Genomic DNA, 15,477 nt, shown 5'->3' on the forward strand with positions numbered 1-15,477 from the left:
GGCGCGGCGCGCGCGGCCTTTCACCATCCGTCCGGTCGGTAACCATCCGGTTAAGCCCGAAACGACGAGGGTTGGCGCTATCATTGCCGTTTTACCGTTCGCTTACCGCTTCCGTCCCGCGTTCTCTCATGGCTTCCCACGATTATCTGAAGAAAATCCTGACCGCACGCGTCTACGACGTCGCGGTAGAGACCGAACTCGAACTCGCGCGCAACCTGTCCGCGCGGCTCGGCAACCCGGTCTACCTGAAGCGCGAGGACAACCAGCCGGTGTTCTCGTTCAAGCTGCGCGGCGCGTACAACAAGATGGCGCACATTCCCGCCGACGCGCTCGCGCGCGGCGTGATCACCGCCTCGGCCGGCAATCACGCGCAGGGCGTGGCGTTCTCGGCCGCGCGGCTCGGCGTCAAGGCGGTGATCGTGGTGCCCGTGACCACCCCGCAGGTCAAGGTCGACGCGGTGCGCGCGCACGGCGGCCCGACGGTCGAGGTGATCCAGGCGGGCGAGTCGTACAGCGATGCCTATGCGCATGCGCTCGAGGTGCAGCGTGCGCGCGACCTGACCTTCGTGCACCCGTTCGACGATCCGTACGTGATCGCCGGCCAGGGCACGATCGCGATGGAAATCCTGCGCCAGCATCAGGGCCCGATCCACGCGATCTTCGTGCCGATCGGCGGCGGCGGCCTCGCCGCGGGCGTGGCCGCGTACGTGAAGGCGGTGCGCCCGGAAATCCGCGTGATCGGCGTGCAGACCGACGACTCCTGCGCGATGGCGCAGTCGCTGAAAGCCGGCGCGCGCGTCGCGCTCACCGAGGTCGGGCTGTTCTCCGACGGCACCGCGGTCAAGCTGGTCGGCGAGGAAACCTTTCGATTGTGCGACGCGTATCTTGACGATGTCGTGACGGTCGATACCGACGCGCTGTGCGCCGCGATCAAGGACGTATTCCAGGACACCCGCAGCGTGCTGGAGCCCGCCGGCTCGCTCGCGGTCGCGGGCGCGAAGCGCTACGCGGAGCGCGAGGGAATCGAGGGCCAGACGCTCGTCGCGGTCACCTCGGGCGCGAACATGAATTTCGACCGGATGCGCTTCGTCGCGGAGCGCGCCGAGGTCGGCGAGGCACGCGAGGCGGTGTTCGCAGTGACGATCCCCGAGGAGCGCGGCAGTTTCCGGCGCTTCTGCGCGCTGGTCGGCGACCGCAACGTGACCGAGTTCAACTACCGCATCGCCGATGCGCGGGCGGCCCACATCTTCGTCGGCGTGCAGATCCGCCGGCGCGACGAACCGGCCGAGATCGCGGCCAACTTCGAGGCGCACGGCTTCACCACCGTCGACCTGTCGGGCGACGAGCTGTCGAAGCAGCACGTGCGCTACATGGTCGGCGGCCGCTCGCCGCTCGCGCGCGACGAGCGGCTGTTCCGCTTCGAATTCCCGGAACGGCCGGGCGCGCTGATGAAATTCCTGTCGTCGATGGCCCCCGACTGGAACATCAGCCTGTTCCACTATCGCAACCAGGGCGCCGACTACAGCTCGATCCTGGTCGGGCTGCAGGTGCCGCAGGCCGATCATGCGGAGTTCGACCGCTTCCTCGCCGCGCTCGGCTACCCGTACTGGGAAGAAAGCGGCAATCCGGCGTATCGTCTATTCCTTTCCTGACTTCAGACCGCACCATGCATCCCGAACATTCCCCACTCGGCAAGGACACCGTCTACTCGGACCGCTACGATGCGGCGCTGCTGTTCCCGATCCCGCGCGCGGGATCGCGCGAGCAGATCGGCATCGGCGCGCAGCTGCCGTTCTTCGGCACCGACATCTGGAACGCCTACGAGCTGTCCTGGCTCAACGCGCGCGGCAAGCCGCAGGTCGCGGTCGCGACCTTCTTCGTGCCGGCCGAATCGCCGAACATCGTCGAATCGAAATCGTTCAAGCTGTACCTGGGTTCGTTCGCGCAGACCGTGTTCGAGTCGCTCGACGCGGTGCGCGACACGCTCAAGCGCGACGTCTCCGCCAGCTGCGGCGCGAGCGTGGCCGTGCAGCTCACGGCGGCCGCCGACTTCCGCAAGCTGAAGATGGAGGAGTTGGACGGGCTGTCGCTCGACCGGCTCGATCTCGATGCGGAGGTCTACCATCCGGATCCGTCGCTGCTGTCGGCGGCGCACGACGAGGCGCCCGTCGAGGAAACCCTGGTGTCGGACCTGCTGAAGTCGAACTGCCCGGTCACGGGCCAGCCGGACTGGGGCAGCGTGCAGATCCACTATGTCGGCCCGCCGATCGACCACGCCGGGCTGCTGCGCTACATCATCTCGTTTCGCAGCCACACGGGCTTCCATGAGCAGTGCGTCGAGCGGATCTTCGCCGACGTGCTGCGCGCGTGCAAGCCGGTCAAGCTCGCGGTGTATGCGAGATACACGCGGCGCGGCGGGCTCGACATCAACCCGTTCCGCACCAACTACAACCAGCCGATGCCGGACAACGCGCGCACGGCGCGGCAGTAAGCAGCGTAAAAACGGACGCCAACGATGCGCGCCGCCGGGCGGAAAGGTCCGACAAGCCGCGCATGGTTAGCATCGAGTTTCCAGTAGTGAATCAAGGAGTTTCACGTAACGCGTCGATCGCGCAATGCAAAAAGAAAACGCCGAACCATCGATCAGTCGGTCGTCGGACCATCCATCGGCCCGTTCGCTCCGGATCATGTCGGCCGATGCCATCTAGAACGCCTCGGCGGTAATCTCCAGACGCTTTCCGAGCGCAGCAAACGCCGCCTCCAGCGTGTCGATCTTCGTCACGTGCGACAGATCCATGATCCTTTGAACCTCCTGAGGCCGGATCCCCATCCGCTTGGCCAGTTCGAACGGCCGCACGCTTTGATCCACCATCGCATTCAGAAGCAGAACCTTGGCGGACACGCTCGCGGGCAACTCCACGAACGCCTCGCCACGTCTTGCGCCGGAGGGAGGGGGAACCACCCGCTCATCTTCGATGTAGAAGTCCATCGCGGTCAGCAGCGCGTCCTCCGCCATGACCCACGCCTCCTCCTTCGTGGCGCCGGAGGTAATGGCTTCAGGAATATCTCGAAACGTTACGACGTATCCCTCTCCGTCCCGCTCCAGTTTGGCCGGATAACGCAACATAGGAATCTCCTTCTACTCATCAAGCACGATTGCATGAAGTCGTGCGCATCAAGCAATCAGTGTGGCCGGTGCGACCGAAACCCCTTGGGGCTTCCTCCTCACGCCAATCCCAGTTGCTTGCAAATTGCCCTCCTCAAGCCCTCCCCTATCTCTCCGGAGTGCCTCGGAAGCGTCGTCTGCCGGCCATTCAGGTACACCTTCGCATGCTTCGCCCCCTCCTCGAAGGTGGCGCCCCGATCGACCAACCATCGCCTGAATTCGCTGAATTTCACTCGGCCTCCCGCTTCTGCCTGCCCGCGCCTCCGCTCGCCTCGTGATTCAGATGCCACGCATCCGAGAAGAGTAAACAATTTTGTTTACTTCAACAAGGCCCCGGAAAACATTTTTGCCGACGCCGAAGCACAGTGCCGGCCAACGATCGGCCGACTCGACAGACGCGCATGACACGTGTCGGCGCGATCCCTCCCGCCCTGGCTGAACGACGCACACCGAAAGGGAGCCCTCACGGGCCGCGCATCGGGGAAAGGACGAGATTGAAATGGGACGCGCTTCGGAAAGCGCCGCGCAGGATCGTCGACGCACGACTGCGACGGCGCGCCGGCAAGAGCAGGTGCGCGATCCGCGCCTGCCGATTCCTCGGCACGCCAACCGCCAACAGCGGTGCGCAGAGATTTCCATCGAGCGGGATCGGGCGATCCCGCCATGTCAGGACGCCCGTTCAGCGCCTGAATACAACGACACACTTGCGCGGCCCCGCTCGCGGCGCCGCGCGATCCGGCCGCTTACGCGCCCGGCTTCTTGTACGCGATGCAGTCGACCTCGACCTTGCAGTCGATCACCATGCTCGACTGCACACAGGCGCGCGCCGGCGGATGCTCGCCGAAGTACGACAGGAACACCTTGTTGAACGACGCGAAATCGCGCGCGTCGTCGAGCCACACGCCGCAGCGCACGACGTGTTCGAGCCCGTAGCCCGCTTCCTTCAGGATCGCGATCACGTTCTCGATCGTCTGCTTCGACTGCGTGACGATGCCGCCCTCGACGACCTCGCCGTTCACCATCGGCGTCTGACCCGACACGTACAGCCAGCCGTCGGCCTCGACCGCCCGCGCAAACGGCATCACCTGACCGCCCGTCCCCTTCGCATCACCCACACCATAACGCTTCATCGATTCACTCCTGTTCGGTTTCGATGCATGACGGCGCGCCCGCGCGCGCCGGATTGAGATTGGAATTGACGCCGCGCGCCGCCGGACTCAAAACGCGTCCGCCGCCCGCGCGCCGCGCGCGACGAAATGGCCCGCGCGCTCGCCCGTCGGCATGCCGTCGCGATACGACAGCACGCCGTTCACCCATACCGCGTCGATCCCGCGCGCCGGCTGCTGCGGCCGGTCGAAGGTCGCGGCATCGAGCACCCGCGCCGGATCGAACAGCACCAGGTCGGCGTGGTAGCCGATCCGCACCTCGCCGCGCTTTTCCAGACCGAAGCGGCGCGCCGACAGCGAGGTCATCTTGCGCACGGCTTCTTCCAGCGGCAGCAGGCCGCTGTCGCGCGCATAGTGGCCGAGCACGCGCGGGAACGCGCCCCACAGCCGCGGATGCGGCAGCGGATCGTTGGGCAGCCCGTCCGAGCCGACCATCGTCGCCGGATGCGAGAGGATCCGCCGCACGTCGTCCTCGGACATGTTGTGATACACCGCGCCCGCCGGCTGCAGCCGGCGCGCGGCGTCCTGCTCGCTCACGCCCCATTCCGCCGCGATCGTGCTGATCAGCTTGCCCGCCATCTCCGGATGCGGCTCCGACCAGGTGATCGTGATGTCGATGTCGCCCGTCACCTGCTTGAGGTCGAGCGTCGACGAGCTGCGGCTGTACGGATAGCAGTCGCAGCCGATCGGCTGCAGCCGCCGCGCGCCGTCGAGCGACGCGAGCACTTCCGCGCTGCGCCCCCAGTTCGACGGCCCCGCGCATTTCAGGTGCGAGATCACGACCGGCACGCGTGCATGGCGGCCGACCCGGTAGGCCTCGTCCATCGCCTCGAGGATCGCGTCGAACTCGGTGCGCATGTGCGTCGTATACAGCGCGCCCGCCCACGCGAGCGGCTCCGCGAGCGCCATCACTTCCTCGGTGGGCGCCGCGAACGCGGAGCCGTAGGCGAGCCCCGAGCTGAGGCCGAGCGCGCCGTGCGCGAGCGCCTCTTCGAGCTGCGCGCGCATCGCGGCGATCTCCTCGCCGGTGGCCGCGCGATCGAGCCGGTCCATCTGGTTGCTGCGCAGCGCGGTATGACCGACCAGCGCCGCCACGTTCACCGCCGGACGCGCCTGGTTGACCGCGTCCACGTAGGCGGCGAAGCTCGGGTAGCAAAACGCGTCGCGCTCGCCGAGCAGGTTCATCGGATCGGGTGGATCGCCCGCCAGCGTGACGGGCGACGCGCTGATCCCGCAGTTGCCGACGATCACCGTCGTCACGCCCTGCGAGATCTTCGGCAGCATCTGCGGCGCGCGGATCACGTGCGTGTCGTCGTGCGTGTGCACGTCGACGAAGCCGGGCGCGAGCGCGCGCCCCTCGGCGTCGATCACCGTCTCCGCGAGCCAGTTCGACAGATTGCCGATCGCCGCGACATGACCGTCGCGCAGCGCGACGTCGCGCTCGACGGGCGGCGCGCCCGTACCGTCGTACAGCTGGGCGCCGACGATCAGCGTGTCGGCGGCTTCGGGATGCGAATGCATGTCAATCTCCCAAGGGTTGGCGGTCTCCGCCGCCGCGATAGGCATCGAGCGCCAGCTTGACGCGGCGCAGCCGCTCGCGGCACGCGTCGCCGAGCAGCAGCGCGACCTCGGTGACGAGCACGTCGAGCGCCATCATCATCACGTAGCGCGACGTCGACGGTTTGAAAATGAAATCGGTCTCGTACGCGACCACCGGGATCAGGTGATCCGCGAGCTGCGCGAGCGGCGAGGCGGGCGCGGTGATCGCGATCAGCGTCGCGCCGTAGCGCTTCGCGAGCGCGCAGCTGTCGAGCAGCTCCGGCACGCGGCCGGTCGCGGACAGCGCGACGATCACGCAGTCCTTCGTCACCGTGCTCGCCACCATCCGCTGCAGCAGGCCGTCCTGGTAGCTCGCGACCGGGCAGCCGAAACGCACGAGCCGGAAGCGCAGCTCGTCGGCGAGCGCGGTCGAACCGCCGCCCTGCCCGTACACGTAGATCATGCGCGCGGCCGCCAGCGCCTGCGCCGCGGCGTCGAAGCCGGTCTGCCGCAGCAGTTGCTGGTTGTGCGCGAGCGCGACCTGCACGTCGTCGAACACCCGTGCGACGGGGCTCGCCTCGCCGCTTGCCGGATCCTCCGCGGGCACGAGGAAGCGCTGCCCGACGGCCGCCGCCTGCGCGAGCCGCAGCTTCAGCTCGCGCACGTCGCGGCAGCCGACCGCCTTCGCGAAACGGGTCACCGTCGCGACGCTGACATCGGCCTGACCCGCGAGCGCGTTGATACTGGCGTGAGCGGCGCGCGCGAGGTCGTCGAGGATGAAGCCGGCGACCTTGCGCTCGGCGTCGCGCAGCTCCGGCGCGCACTCGGCGATCCGGGCGACGATGTCGAAGGCGGGCGGTTCGGCGAACGAATTCATGTGAATAAACGAGGGATGCGGATGCTGTTAGTAAATAACATTGCGGTGCCGATGCTACTTTCTGTACTATCGCCAAGTCAACTTCCAAGCGATATACATGGATGATGGAGCGAGATGACATGAAAGTTACAAACTATCAAGACGCGACGATCGCGCCGTTCAGCAAGGGCCTCGGCAACCTCCCCAGCGCGAGCGTGCCGCTCGCGGACGCGAGCCGGCTCGAATGGAACCTGCTCGCCGAGGACGTGAGCCTGCCCACCGCCGTGCTGTACGCGGACCGGGTCGAGCACAACCTGCAATGGATGCAGGCGTTCGTCGCCGAGTACGGCGTGAAGCTCGCGCCGCACGGCAAGACCACGATGGCGCCGCAGCTGTTCCGCCGCCAGCTGGACGCGGGCGCGTGGGGCATCACGCTGGCGACCGCGCACCAGGTGCAGGCCGCGTACCACGGCGGCGTGAGCCGCGTGCTGCTTGCCAACCAGCTGGTCGGCAAGCGCAACATGACGATGATCGCGGAGCTGTTGAGCGACCCGAGCTTCGAGTTCTTCTGTCTCGTCGATTCGGTCGACGGCGTCGAGCAGCTGGGCGCGTTCTTCGGCGCCGCGGGCCGCACGCTCGACGTGCTGCTCGAGCTGGGCGTGCCGGGCGGACGCACCGGCGTGCGCGACGACGCGCAGCGCGACGCGGTGCTGGCCGCCGTCGAGCGCCACCCGGGCGTGCTGCGGCTCGCCGGCATCGAGCTGTACGAAGGGGTGCTGAAGGAGGAAACCGAGGTGCGCACGTTCCTGCAGCGCGCGGTCAAGCTCGCGCGCGAGCTGGCCGCCGCCGGGCGCTTCGCGCGCGGGCCGGCGCTGCTGTCGGGCGCGGGCTCCGCGTGGTACGACGTGGTCGCCGACGAATTCGCGCAGGCGCAGTCGGAAGGCGTGATCGACGTCGTGCTGCGGCCGGGCTGCTACCTGACGCACGACGTCGGCATCTACAAGCAGGCGCAGAACGACATCTTCGCGCGCAATCCGGTCGCGAAGAAGATGGGCGAAGGGCTGCTGCCCGCGCTGCAGCTGTGGGCCTACGTGCAGTCGATCCCGGAGCCGGGCCGCGCGATCATCGCGCTCGGCAAGCGCGACGCGGCGTTCGACGCGGGCTTCCCCGAGCCCGCCCGCCATTTCCGGCCCGTCGCCGCATCGGGCGCCGAGGCGACGTCGGACGAGGATGAAGCGTCGGGCGCCGCTGCGTCGGGCGCCGCTGCGTCGGGCGCCGCTGCGTCGGCCGCCGCGCCGCGCCTGCTGGGCGCCGACGAAGGCTGGAAGGTCACCGGCATGATGGACCAGCACGCTTACCTGCAAGTCCCGGCCGATGCGGACCTGAAAGTCGGCGACATGGTCGCGTTCGACATCTCGCACCCGTGTCTGACCTTCGACAAATGGCGTCAGCTGCTGGTGCTCGACCCGCAGTACCGCGTCACGGAAGTCATCGAAACCTTCTTCTGAGCCGTCGCGCGCCCGCCGCCGCCCGAGCGGGCGGCGCGCACGGCGCGCGCGGAGTACACTGCGTGGCGCCCACCCGTCAGGAGAACGCCATGCCCGCCAAGAAGATCCTGTTTCTGACCGGCGATTTCGCCGAAGACTACGAAACCATGGTGCCGTTCCAGGCACTGCAGGCGATCGGCCATCAGGTCGACGCCGTGTGTCCCGGCAAGCGCGCCGGCGACAAGATCAAGACCGCGATCCACGATTTCGAAGGCGACCAGACCTACACCGAGAAGCCTGGCCATCAGTTCACGCTGAACGCGAGCTTCGACGGCGTCGACGCCGCGCGCTACGACGCGCTCGCGATCGCGGGCGGCCGCGCGCCCGAGTATCTGCGGCTCGATCCACAGGTGATCGCGCTGGTGCGCGCGTTCGCCGCCGCGGGCAAGCCGATCGCGGCGATCTGCCACGCGGCGCAGCTGCTTGCCGCGGCCGAGGTGATCCGCGGCAAGCGCATCTCCGCCTATCCGGCCTGCGCGCCCGAGGTGCGGCTCGCGGGCGGCGAGTACGTCGACCTCAAGGTCGACGAGGCCGTCACCGATGCGCCGTTCGTCACCGCGCCCGCCTGGCCCGCGCACCCCGCATGGCTCGCGCAGTTCCTCGTGCTGCTCGGCACGCGCATCGAACTGTAGGCGCTCAGGGCGCGCCCGCCTCGTCGGACAGCCCGACTTCCGACACCCGCACCTCCAGCAGCGCGAGCGCGCCGGACAACGCGTCGAGCGCGTCGTCGGGCAGCGACGCCATGGTCTTGCGCAGGAACGCATTGCGACGCGGCAGGCAGCCCTCGAACGCGGCGCGCCCCGCCGCCGTCAGCGTCACGTTGGTCACGCGATTGTCGCGCGGGTCCGGTTCGCGCTCGATCCAGCCGAGCGCCTCCAGCGTCTTCAGTTGCCGGGTCAGCGCGCCCGGGTCGATCCGCATCGTCTCGACGAGCCGCTTCTGCGACGACGAGCCGCCATGCTGGTTCAGCATCAGCATGATGCGCCAGCGCGGCAGCGGCTGGCCGACGTAGTGTTCGAATGCGCCCATGAAGGCGCGGTAGGTGCGGCCGAACTGCTGCATGACCGCGACGTGATCCCGTTCTTCCATCCGCTCGCTCGATCCTCGTGTAGTGGTCACGGCGCGCGTCAGTCGACCGCGACGGTCGGCTCGGCCGCGCGCCGCAGCGTGATGGGCGGCACGCGCCGCGCGTGCCAGGCGGCGAACAGCGCGACCAGCGCGCCAAGCGCCACGCCCAGGTGGATCGCGCCCACCAGCGCATCGCGCGCCGCCTCGATCAGGCGCGCGCCGTCGTGCCCCGCGCGGGTCAGCTCGTCGATCACGCGCGCCTGCGCGACGCGGTCGATCAGGATCTGCGGATCGGCGAGACGCGCGAACCAGCGCGACGCATGCTCGACACCGAGCGCGCCGCGCACGCCGCCTGCGTACATTTCGCTGACGAGGGTGCCCGTCAGCGCGGTGCCGACCATCCCGCCCACCATCCGCAGCGACTGCAGCAGCGCGGTCGCGATCCCCAGATGCTCGCGGCCCGCCGTCTGCTGCGCGAACACCGTGAGGTTCGGCAGCACGAAGCCGAGGCCGATCCCGCCCACGACCATCAGCGTCATCAGCAGCCAGCCGGGCGTCGCGTGGTTCGCCGCGACCACCCCGCCGCACGCGATCGCGAACAGCGCGAAACCGAGCGGCAGCATCACGTTCGGGCGGCGGATCCGCGTGATCACGCGGCCGTTCATGATGCTGCCGATCGTGATGAACACGACGAGCGGCGTGATCACGAGCCCGGCGTCCTTCGGCGACATCCCGAAACCGCCCTGGAACAGCAGCGGCGCGTAGAACAGCAGCGAGAACATCGCGAAGCCGCCGAGGATCGCGAGCACGAACAGCGTCGACAGCGCGCGGTTCGCGAACATGTCGAACGGCAGGATCGGCTGCGCGCAGCGCTTCTCCCACCACCACAGCGTCGCCCCGCCCGCGAGCCCGACCGCGAGCAGCAACGTCGGCCAGCCGACGAGGCCGTACTTCGGCAGCCATTCGACGAACAGCTGCAGCGCGCCGAGCGTCACCGCGATCAGCACCGCGCCGGGCCAGTCGAGCCGCATCTTCTGCGTGTGTTCGACATGGCGCAGGTGCGGCAGGAAGCGCCACACGAACAGCAGCGACAGCAGCCCGACCGGCAGGTTCACGTAGAACACCGAACGCCAGCCGTAATACTGCGTGAGGATCCCGCCCAGCGACGGGCCGATCGCGTTCGCGATGCCGAACGCGGAACTCATCATCACCTGCCAGCGCAGCCGGACCACCGAATCGGGAAACAGGTCCGGGATGCACGCGAACGCGGTGCCGACCAGCATCCCGCCGCCGATGCCCTGCAGGCCGCGCGCGAGCACCAGGAACAGCATGTCGTTGGCCATCCCGCACAGCACCGACGCACCGGTGAACACGACGATCGACGCGATCACGAACGGCTTGCGCCCGTAGTAGTCGCCGAGCCGGCCGAAGATCGGCACGGTGATCACCGAACTCAGCAGGTACGAGGTCGCGACCCACGCGTACAGCTCGAACCCCTTGAGTTCCGCGACGATCGTCGGCAGCGCGGTGCCGACCACGGTCTGGTCGAGCGCGACGAGCATCGTGACGAAGGAAATGCCGAGCATCGCGAGCAGCGATTCCCGGAACGGCAGGACTTGCCCGCTCGAATGGTGGGCAGCGGTATGAACAGCCATTTTTTGTCGGCGCAACGTTTGACGAGTCAACGAATAAAAAATTCTATCATGTGGCGTTGCGCAGCGCAGAACGCGCGCGCGCCCATCCGCCCCATCAGGAGGGATATGGAACCGATTTCATCCATCACTGGTCCGACGCTGTCGGCCGCCGATCTGGATACGCTGCGGCGCGCCAAGCTCGCGCTCGAAAGCCCGTCGCTGACGGTCAAGCTGACGAGCGTGGTGGGCGCGCCGATCGAGAAGCTGATCGCGAAGCTGCCGGGCTTCGCGACCGACAAGATCAACGACGCGACCCAGCTCGCGCTGCGCAAGTGCCTGCACCTCGCGCTGCGCACGATCGGCAAGTCGGGCGGCGTCGCGAGCGCGGGCGAGACGCCGGACAAGCCGAGCAACCTGCTGCACAAGCTCGCGGTCGCCACCACCGGCGCGGCGGGCGGCGCGTTCGGGCTGTTCGCGCTGCCGGTCGAGCTGCCGGTCACGACCACGCTGATGTTCCGCTCGATCTGCGACATCGCGCGCAGCGAGGGCGAGGACCTGCATTCGATCGAGACCCAGCTGCAATGCCTCGCCGTGCTCGGCATGGGCAGCGGCTTCCAGCCCTCGGACGGCAGCGCCGAAAGCGCCGATTTCGGCTATTTCGCGCTGCGCGGCGCGCTCGCGCAGGCGGTGTCGAAGGCGTCGTCGGAGATCGCGTCGAAGGGTTTCGCGGTCAAGGGCTCGACCACCCTGCTCAAGCTGCTGCAGGCCGTGACCGCGCGCTTTTCCGCGCAGGTCACGGAACAGGTCGCCGCGAAGTCGATTCCGGCGCTCGGCGCGGTGCTCGGCGCGACCGTCAATACGCTCTTCATCGATCACTTCCAGCAGGCCGCGCACGGCCACTTCGCGATCCGCCGCCTCGAGCGCCGCTACGGCACGGCGGCCGTCGAGGCCGCGTATCAGGCGATCGACGCGTCCGCCGTGCGCTGAGTGCCCCGCTCGACCGCGACGCGCCGCATGAACGCGGCCGCGCGCTCGAGCGCCTGCCCCGCCTCCGGCACGAACGGCGTATAGATCTGCCAGACATGCGGCTGCCGCGGCCAGATCTCGAATTCGACCGGCACGCCGGCCGCGCGCGCCTTGTCGGCGACGCGCCGCGCGTCGTCGAGCAGCACCTCGGTGCTGCCCGCCTGGATGAACAGCGGCGGCAGGCCGTCGAAATCCGCGTACAGCGGCGACGCATGCGGATGGGTGGCGGGCGCGTCGCCGAGATAGAGCCGCGCGGCGCGGCCGAGCGCCGCGCCCGCGAACATCGGGTCGATACCGTCGTGGCTGCGCAGGGTCTCGCCGGTTGCGGCGAGATCGGTCCACGGCGAGAACAGGATCGCCCCCGCCGGCAGTGCCTCGCCGGCGTCGCGCAGCGCGACCAGCGTCGCGAGCGCGAGGCCGCCGCCCGCCGAATCGCCGCCGAACACGATCGACTCGGGCGGCGTGCCGAGCGCCAGCAGGCGCCGGTACGCGGCGAGCGCGTCGGCGAGCGCGGCCGGGAACGGATGCTCGGGCGCGAGCCGGTAGTCGAGGGAAAACGCGCGCACGTTCGCGCGCCGCGCGAGCGTGAACACGATCGGCCGGTGCGTGGCGGGCGAGCAGAAGTAATAGCCGCCGCCGTGGAAATACAGCAGCAGGCGGCCGGGCGTCGCATCGGTGCGCTCGAACCATTCGCCGGCAAGCGGCGCGTCCTCGGGCCGGCCGTGCTCGCGCAGCCGCCAGCCGGACGGCGCGCGCCGCGCCCAGCGCGCGCGCAGCGCGGTGAGCCGGCGCGCGCGCGCCGGATCGATCACGGGATTGAGCGTTTCAGGATAGAAATGCCGGCGCAACAGCCAGCATGCGACCTTGCTTTGCCAACTCATCGAACGCACTCGGGAACGGGAACGCGCACCATACCATGCGCGCCGAACCGCACGCCTTGCCGGTCAGCCCGCGGGCAGCACCTGGCCGCGGATCTCGCCCATCGGATGCGCGCCCGTGTGGATGTTGAAGTACCACTTGCCCGCCATCAGGTCGGTGACCTGCGAGTCGGTCAGTTCCTTCGAACCCTTGATCGGGCTCGCCAGCCCGTCCTTCGGGATCGGCACCTGGACCCCCGCGTTCTGTCCCACGGGCGCCGGCCCGTGGAAGTGCGCGGCGGTCGCGGGCCCCGTCAGGCCCGCGTAGGACACGCTCCAGCTCAACGTGCGGCTCGCGGTGTCGAAGGTCGCGGCAAGCTTGCCCTCGCCCTTGCTCGTGGTCGGCGGCACCTCGCTCGACGGCTGCAGGCTCGCGGCGAGCTGCACGGTTTCGGCATGCGCGCCGCCCGCGGCGAACGCCGCGGCCAGCACGCCGATGCGGATCAGGCGAAACGAAAACATGGATGGCCCCCTCCCGTCACGACGGTCTGCGATCGCACGACAGGCTGCCGCGCCGATCCGACCGCTCCGGTCATGGTAGTCGATCGCGCGCCGCGCGCGCACGACGCACGAATGCGCCGCGCGAAACACGCACGCGCGCCGAACAGAGTGTTGCGCGGATCCGGCTCAATCCGCGCAACGCGGTTCGCTACACTGCGCGGCACAGTATTTCCTTCCGTCCGAAGGATTCTGCGAGTTTTGACGCGGCCCGCGGGCCGCGTTTTTTTTGCCTGCCCGCCGCGCCGCGCGCCCCGTTCCGCACGCACACAAAATTGCGCAGCGCGGGCGCGCGCGATCATCGACAATGCCCGCATCGATCACTTCCACGGAAGCCCATCGTGCGCACCCGCGAACTTGTTCCCGGCAACAATCCGCGTCACTGCTGCACGCTTCACCGTCTATTGCTGACCGGCGCGGCCTGCGCCGCCTTGCACGCGGGCGCCGCGTCCGCGCAGGAGTTCGCGCTGTTCGGCGGCCTGCTGCGCGGCAACGACGGCCACAGCTACGCCTGGGCCTTCGATTACCAGGAGGGGCTCGGCCGCTACGCGGCGCTCGGCTTCACCTGGTACAACGAGGGGCACATTCCCGACCATCACCGCGACGGCCAGGCCGTGCAGCTGTGGGGCCGCCTGCCGCTCGCCCAGCGCCGCTTCGTGATCTCGGCGGGCGCGGGCCCCTACCGCTACTTCGACACGACCGCCGCGTCCAACGGGCGCGGCTACTCGGACACGCACGGCTGGGGCGTGCTGATGAGCGTGCGCGCCGCGTATTACACCTCGCACCGCTGGGTCGCGCAGCTGCAGCTCAATCGCGCGCAGATCTTCGGCGGCCCGAGCACCACCTCGGTGATGTTCGGCGTCGGCTACCAGCTCGCCGCGCCCGCCACGCCCGGGCCGCGCGACGAGGCGCCGGGCCGCGCCGGCCCGGTCACGCGCAACGAGATCACGGCGATGGTCGGCGAGACGATCCTCAACAGCACGCGCTCGCCGAGCGCGCTCGGCGGCAGCGTCGAATACCGGCGCGGCATCCTGAACGAGGTCGACTGGACCGCGACCTACCTGTACGAAGGCTCGAAGAAATCGATCCGGCGCAACGGCGTCGCCACGCAGCTGTGGCTCACCCGCGCGTTCTTCGACGAGCGGCTCACGCTCGGCATCGGCGCGGGCGCGTATGTCGCGCTCGACGAACGCGAGGTGCCCGGCAAGGCCGGCCCGCCGGACGGACGGCTCGCCGGCCTGATCTCGATCTCCGCGAGCTACCGGATCGGCCCGCGCTGGTCCACCCGGCTCACCTGGAACCGTGTGATGACGCGCTACAACCGCGACACCGACGTGATCCAGGCCGGCGTCGGCTACCGCTTCTGAGCGCCGCGCTCAGCGCGGCGCGAGGTGCTTGAAGAAACCGTCGTAGAACGCGGGATCGGTGACGGTGGTCGTGATCGAATCGCCGTTGGTGTCCCACTGCGTGACCACGAAGCGCGCCCACACCGAGACGCCGCCGTCCGCGCGCGGCCGCACCATCAGCAACGCGCGCGCGCTTTCGTGATCGGTGCGCGCGGACAGCGGAACGCCCTTCGCCTTGAACACCGCGCGAATCGCCTCGCGCGCGCGATCGCCGACCACCCGGTTGCGCTCGCCCTCGACGAGCGCGCCGTCCGCATCCACCGTCACCGGATCGAAGTCGAGCGCGCGCAACGCGCCCGCGCCGGCGTCGCTCGCGGCGCGCAGCGTGCTCGCCGGATACGCGCGCTGCTGGACCCGCGCGAGCGACACGGCCTCCGCGTTCGTCAGGTCGATCGTGGTCTGCTTGGAGCTGAGCCGGATCAGGCCCGTCCTGCCGCTGTCGCCCGTCACCCGCGCCTGCGGGTTCGGGGTCTTGCAGCCGGCGAGCGCGAGCGCGCAGAAAGCGCCGGCGAGCGGGACGAGCCAGCGCGACGCGCGGCCGGAACGAACGGACGGAACGGACATGGCGGGACGGGGACGAAAAGGCGAAGCCCGCATCATGCCATGGGCGCGCGCGGTTTCGGCCATCGCGCACGCAACGCGCGCGGGCTGTCA

Annotated in this window: 16 protein-coding genes and 1 pseudogene; 6 read left to right on the plus strand and 11 right to left on the minus strand. The window is 69.1% G+C overall.

Annotated features, from left to right (window positions below):
- Positions 1-19: 19 nt before the first annotated feature.
- Positions 20-91, minus strand: a pseudogene (locus tag Bsp3421_RS34120) (DNA methyltransferase); the annotation flags it as partial.
- Between the two features lie 37 nt (positions 92-128).
- Between Bsp3421_RS34120 and ilvA the strand changes: the two are divergent.
- Positions 129-1,652 (plus strand): threonine ammonia-lyase, biosynthetic, encoded by a 1,524-nt coding sequence (gene ilvA / locus Bsp3421_RS27240; protein WP_273999090.1) that lies wholly within the window; start codon positions 129-131, stop codon positions 1,650-1,652.
- A 14-nt stretch (positions 1,653-1,666) separates the two neighbouring features.
- A complete protein-coding gene (gene queF / locus Bsp3421_RS27245) occupies positions 1,667-2,491 on the plus strand; it encodes an NADPH-dependent 7-cyano-7-deazaguanine reductase QueF (RefSeq protein ID WP_273999091.1) in 825 nt (274 codons plus the stop codon).
- 213 nt (positions 2,492-2,704) lie between these two features.
- Here queF and Bsp3421_RS27250 read toward each other — a convergent pair whose 3' ends face one another.
- The 5 genes from Bsp3421_RS27250 to Bsp3421_RS27270 all read right to left on the minus strand — a co-directional run bounded on the left by Bsp3421_RS27250 (position 2,705) and on the right by Bsp3421_RS27270 (position 6,748).
- Positions 2,705-3,127 carry a type II toxin-antitoxin system HicB family antitoxin gene (locus tag Bsp3421_RS27250; RefSeq protein WP_273999092.1) on the minus strand — a complete coding sequence of 141 codons (423 nt, stop codon included), beginning with the start codon at positions 3,125-3,127 and terminating at the stop codon, positions 2,705-2,707.
- 98 nt (positions 3,128-3,225) lie between these two features.
- The gene (locus Bsp3421_RS27255) at positions 3,226-3,456 is read right to left on the minus strand and encodes a type II toxin-antitoxin system HicA family toxin (protein WP_443111599.1); all 231 of its coding nucleotides are present in this window, start codon (positions 3,454-3,456) and stop codon (positions 3,226-3,228) included.
- Between the two features lie 453 nt (positions 3,457-3,909).
- Positions 3,910-4,296: a RidA family protein gene (locus Bsp3421_RS27260; RefSeq protein ID WP_273999095.1), complete on the minus strand. Its 387-nt coding sequence runs from the start codon at positions 4,294-4,296 to the stop codon at positions 3,910-3,912.
- 87 nt (positions 4,297-4,383) lie between these two features.
- Positions 4,384-5,853: an N-acyl-D-amino-acid deacylase family protein gene (locus Bsp3421_RS27265; protein ID WP_273999096.1), complete on the minus strand. Its 1,470-nt coding sequence runs from the start codon at positions 5,851-5,853 to the stop codon at positions 4,384-4,386.
- A 1-nt stretch (position 5,854) separates the two neighbouring features.
- Positions 5,855-6,748: a MurR/RpiR family transcriptional regulator gene (locus tag Bsp3421_RS27270; RefSeq protein WP_273999097.1), complete on the minus strand. Its 894-nt coding sequence runs from the start codon at positions 6,746-6,748 to the stop codon at positions 5,855-5,857.
- A gap of 119 nt (positions 6,749-6,867) precedes the next feature.
- Between Bsp3421_RS27270 and Bsp3421_RS27275 the strand changes: the two genes are divergently transcribed.
- Complete coding sequence (locus tag Bsp3421_RS27275; protein WP_273999099.1) at positions 6,868-8,235, plus strand: amino acid deaminase; 1,368 nt, start codon at positions 6,868-6,870, stop codon at positions 8,233-8,235.
- 89 nt (positions 8,236-8,324) lie between these two features.
- Complete coding sequence (locus Bsp3421_RS27280; RefSeq protein ID WP_273999100.1) at positions 8,325-8,906, plus strand: DJ-1/PfpI family protein; 582 nt, start codon at positions 8,325-8,327, stop codon at positions 8,904-8,906.
- 4 nt (positions 8,907-8,910) lie between these two features.
- Here Bsp3421_RS27280 and Bsp3421_RS27285 read toward each other — a convergent pair whose 3' ends face one another.
- On the minus strand, positions 8,911-9,363 hold the full coding sequence (locus Bsp3421_RS27285; RefSeq protein WP_273999101.1) for a MarR family winged helix-turn-helix transcriptional regulator: 453 nt from the start codon (positions 9,361-9,363) through the stop codon (positions 8,911-8,913).
- 38 nt (positions 9,364-9,401) lie between these two features.
- Complete coding sequence (locus Bsp3421_RS27290; protein ID WP_273999102.1) at positions 9,402-10,997, minus strand: MFS transporter; 1,596 nt, start codon at positions 10,995-10,997, stop codon at positions 9,402-9,404.
- Between the two features lie 105 nt (positions 10,998-11,102).
- Here Bsp3421_RS27290 and Bsp3421_RS27295 point away from each other — a divergent pair, with 105 nt between their 5' ends.
- Positions 11,103-11,963, plus strand: a complete 861-nt coding sequence (locus Bsp3421_RS27295) for an EcsC family protein (protein ID WP_273999103.1) — start codon at positions 11,103-11,105, stop codon at positions 11,961-11,963.
- On the opposite strand, the gene Bsp3421_RS27300 is transcribed toward Bsp3421_RS27295, so the two are convergent.
- Together Bsp3421_RS27300 and Bsp3421_RS27305 are read right to left on the minus strand one after the other, a co-directional pair.
- A complete protein-coding gene (locus Bsp3421_RS27300; RefSeq protein ID WP_273999104.1) occupies positions 11,933-12,883 on the minus strand; it encodes an alpha/beta hydrolase in 951 nt (316 codons plus the stop codon). The two genes, Bsp3421_RS27295 and Bsp3421_RS27300, sit on opposite strands and share 31 nt — an antisense overlap.
- 63 nt (positions 12,884-12,946) lie before the next feature.
- A complete protein-coding gene (locus Bsp3421_RS27305; protein WP_273999105.1) occupies positions 12,947-13,381 on the minus strand; it encodes a CHRD domain-containing protein in 435 nt (144 codons plus the stop codon).
- Positions 13,382-13,824: 443 nt separating this feature from the next.
- On the opposite strand from Bsp3421_RS27305, the gene Bsp3421_RS27310 reads away from it, so the two are divergent.
- Positions 13,825-14,784, plus strand: coding sequence for a hypothetical protein (locus Bsp3421_RS27310; protein WP_274004371.1), 960 nt, complete (start codon positions 13,825-13,827; stop codon positions 14,782-14,784).
- Positions 14,785-14,793: 9 nt separating this feature from the next.
- Here the strand turns inward: Bsp3421_RS27310 and Bsp3421_RS27315 are convergent, their stop codons facing one another.
- Positions 14,794-15,387, minus strand: a complete 594-nt coding sequence (locus Bsp3421_RS27315) for a hypothetical protein (RefSeq protein WP_273999106.1) — start codon at positions 15,385-15,387, stop codon at positions 14,794-14,796.
- Positions 15,388-15,477: the final 90 nt, after the last annotated feature.

The organism is Burkholderia sp. FERM BP-3421 (assembly GCF_028657905.1).
Lineage (GTDB): Bacteria > Pseudomonadota > Gammaproteobacteria > Burkholderiales > Burkholderiaceae > Burkholderia.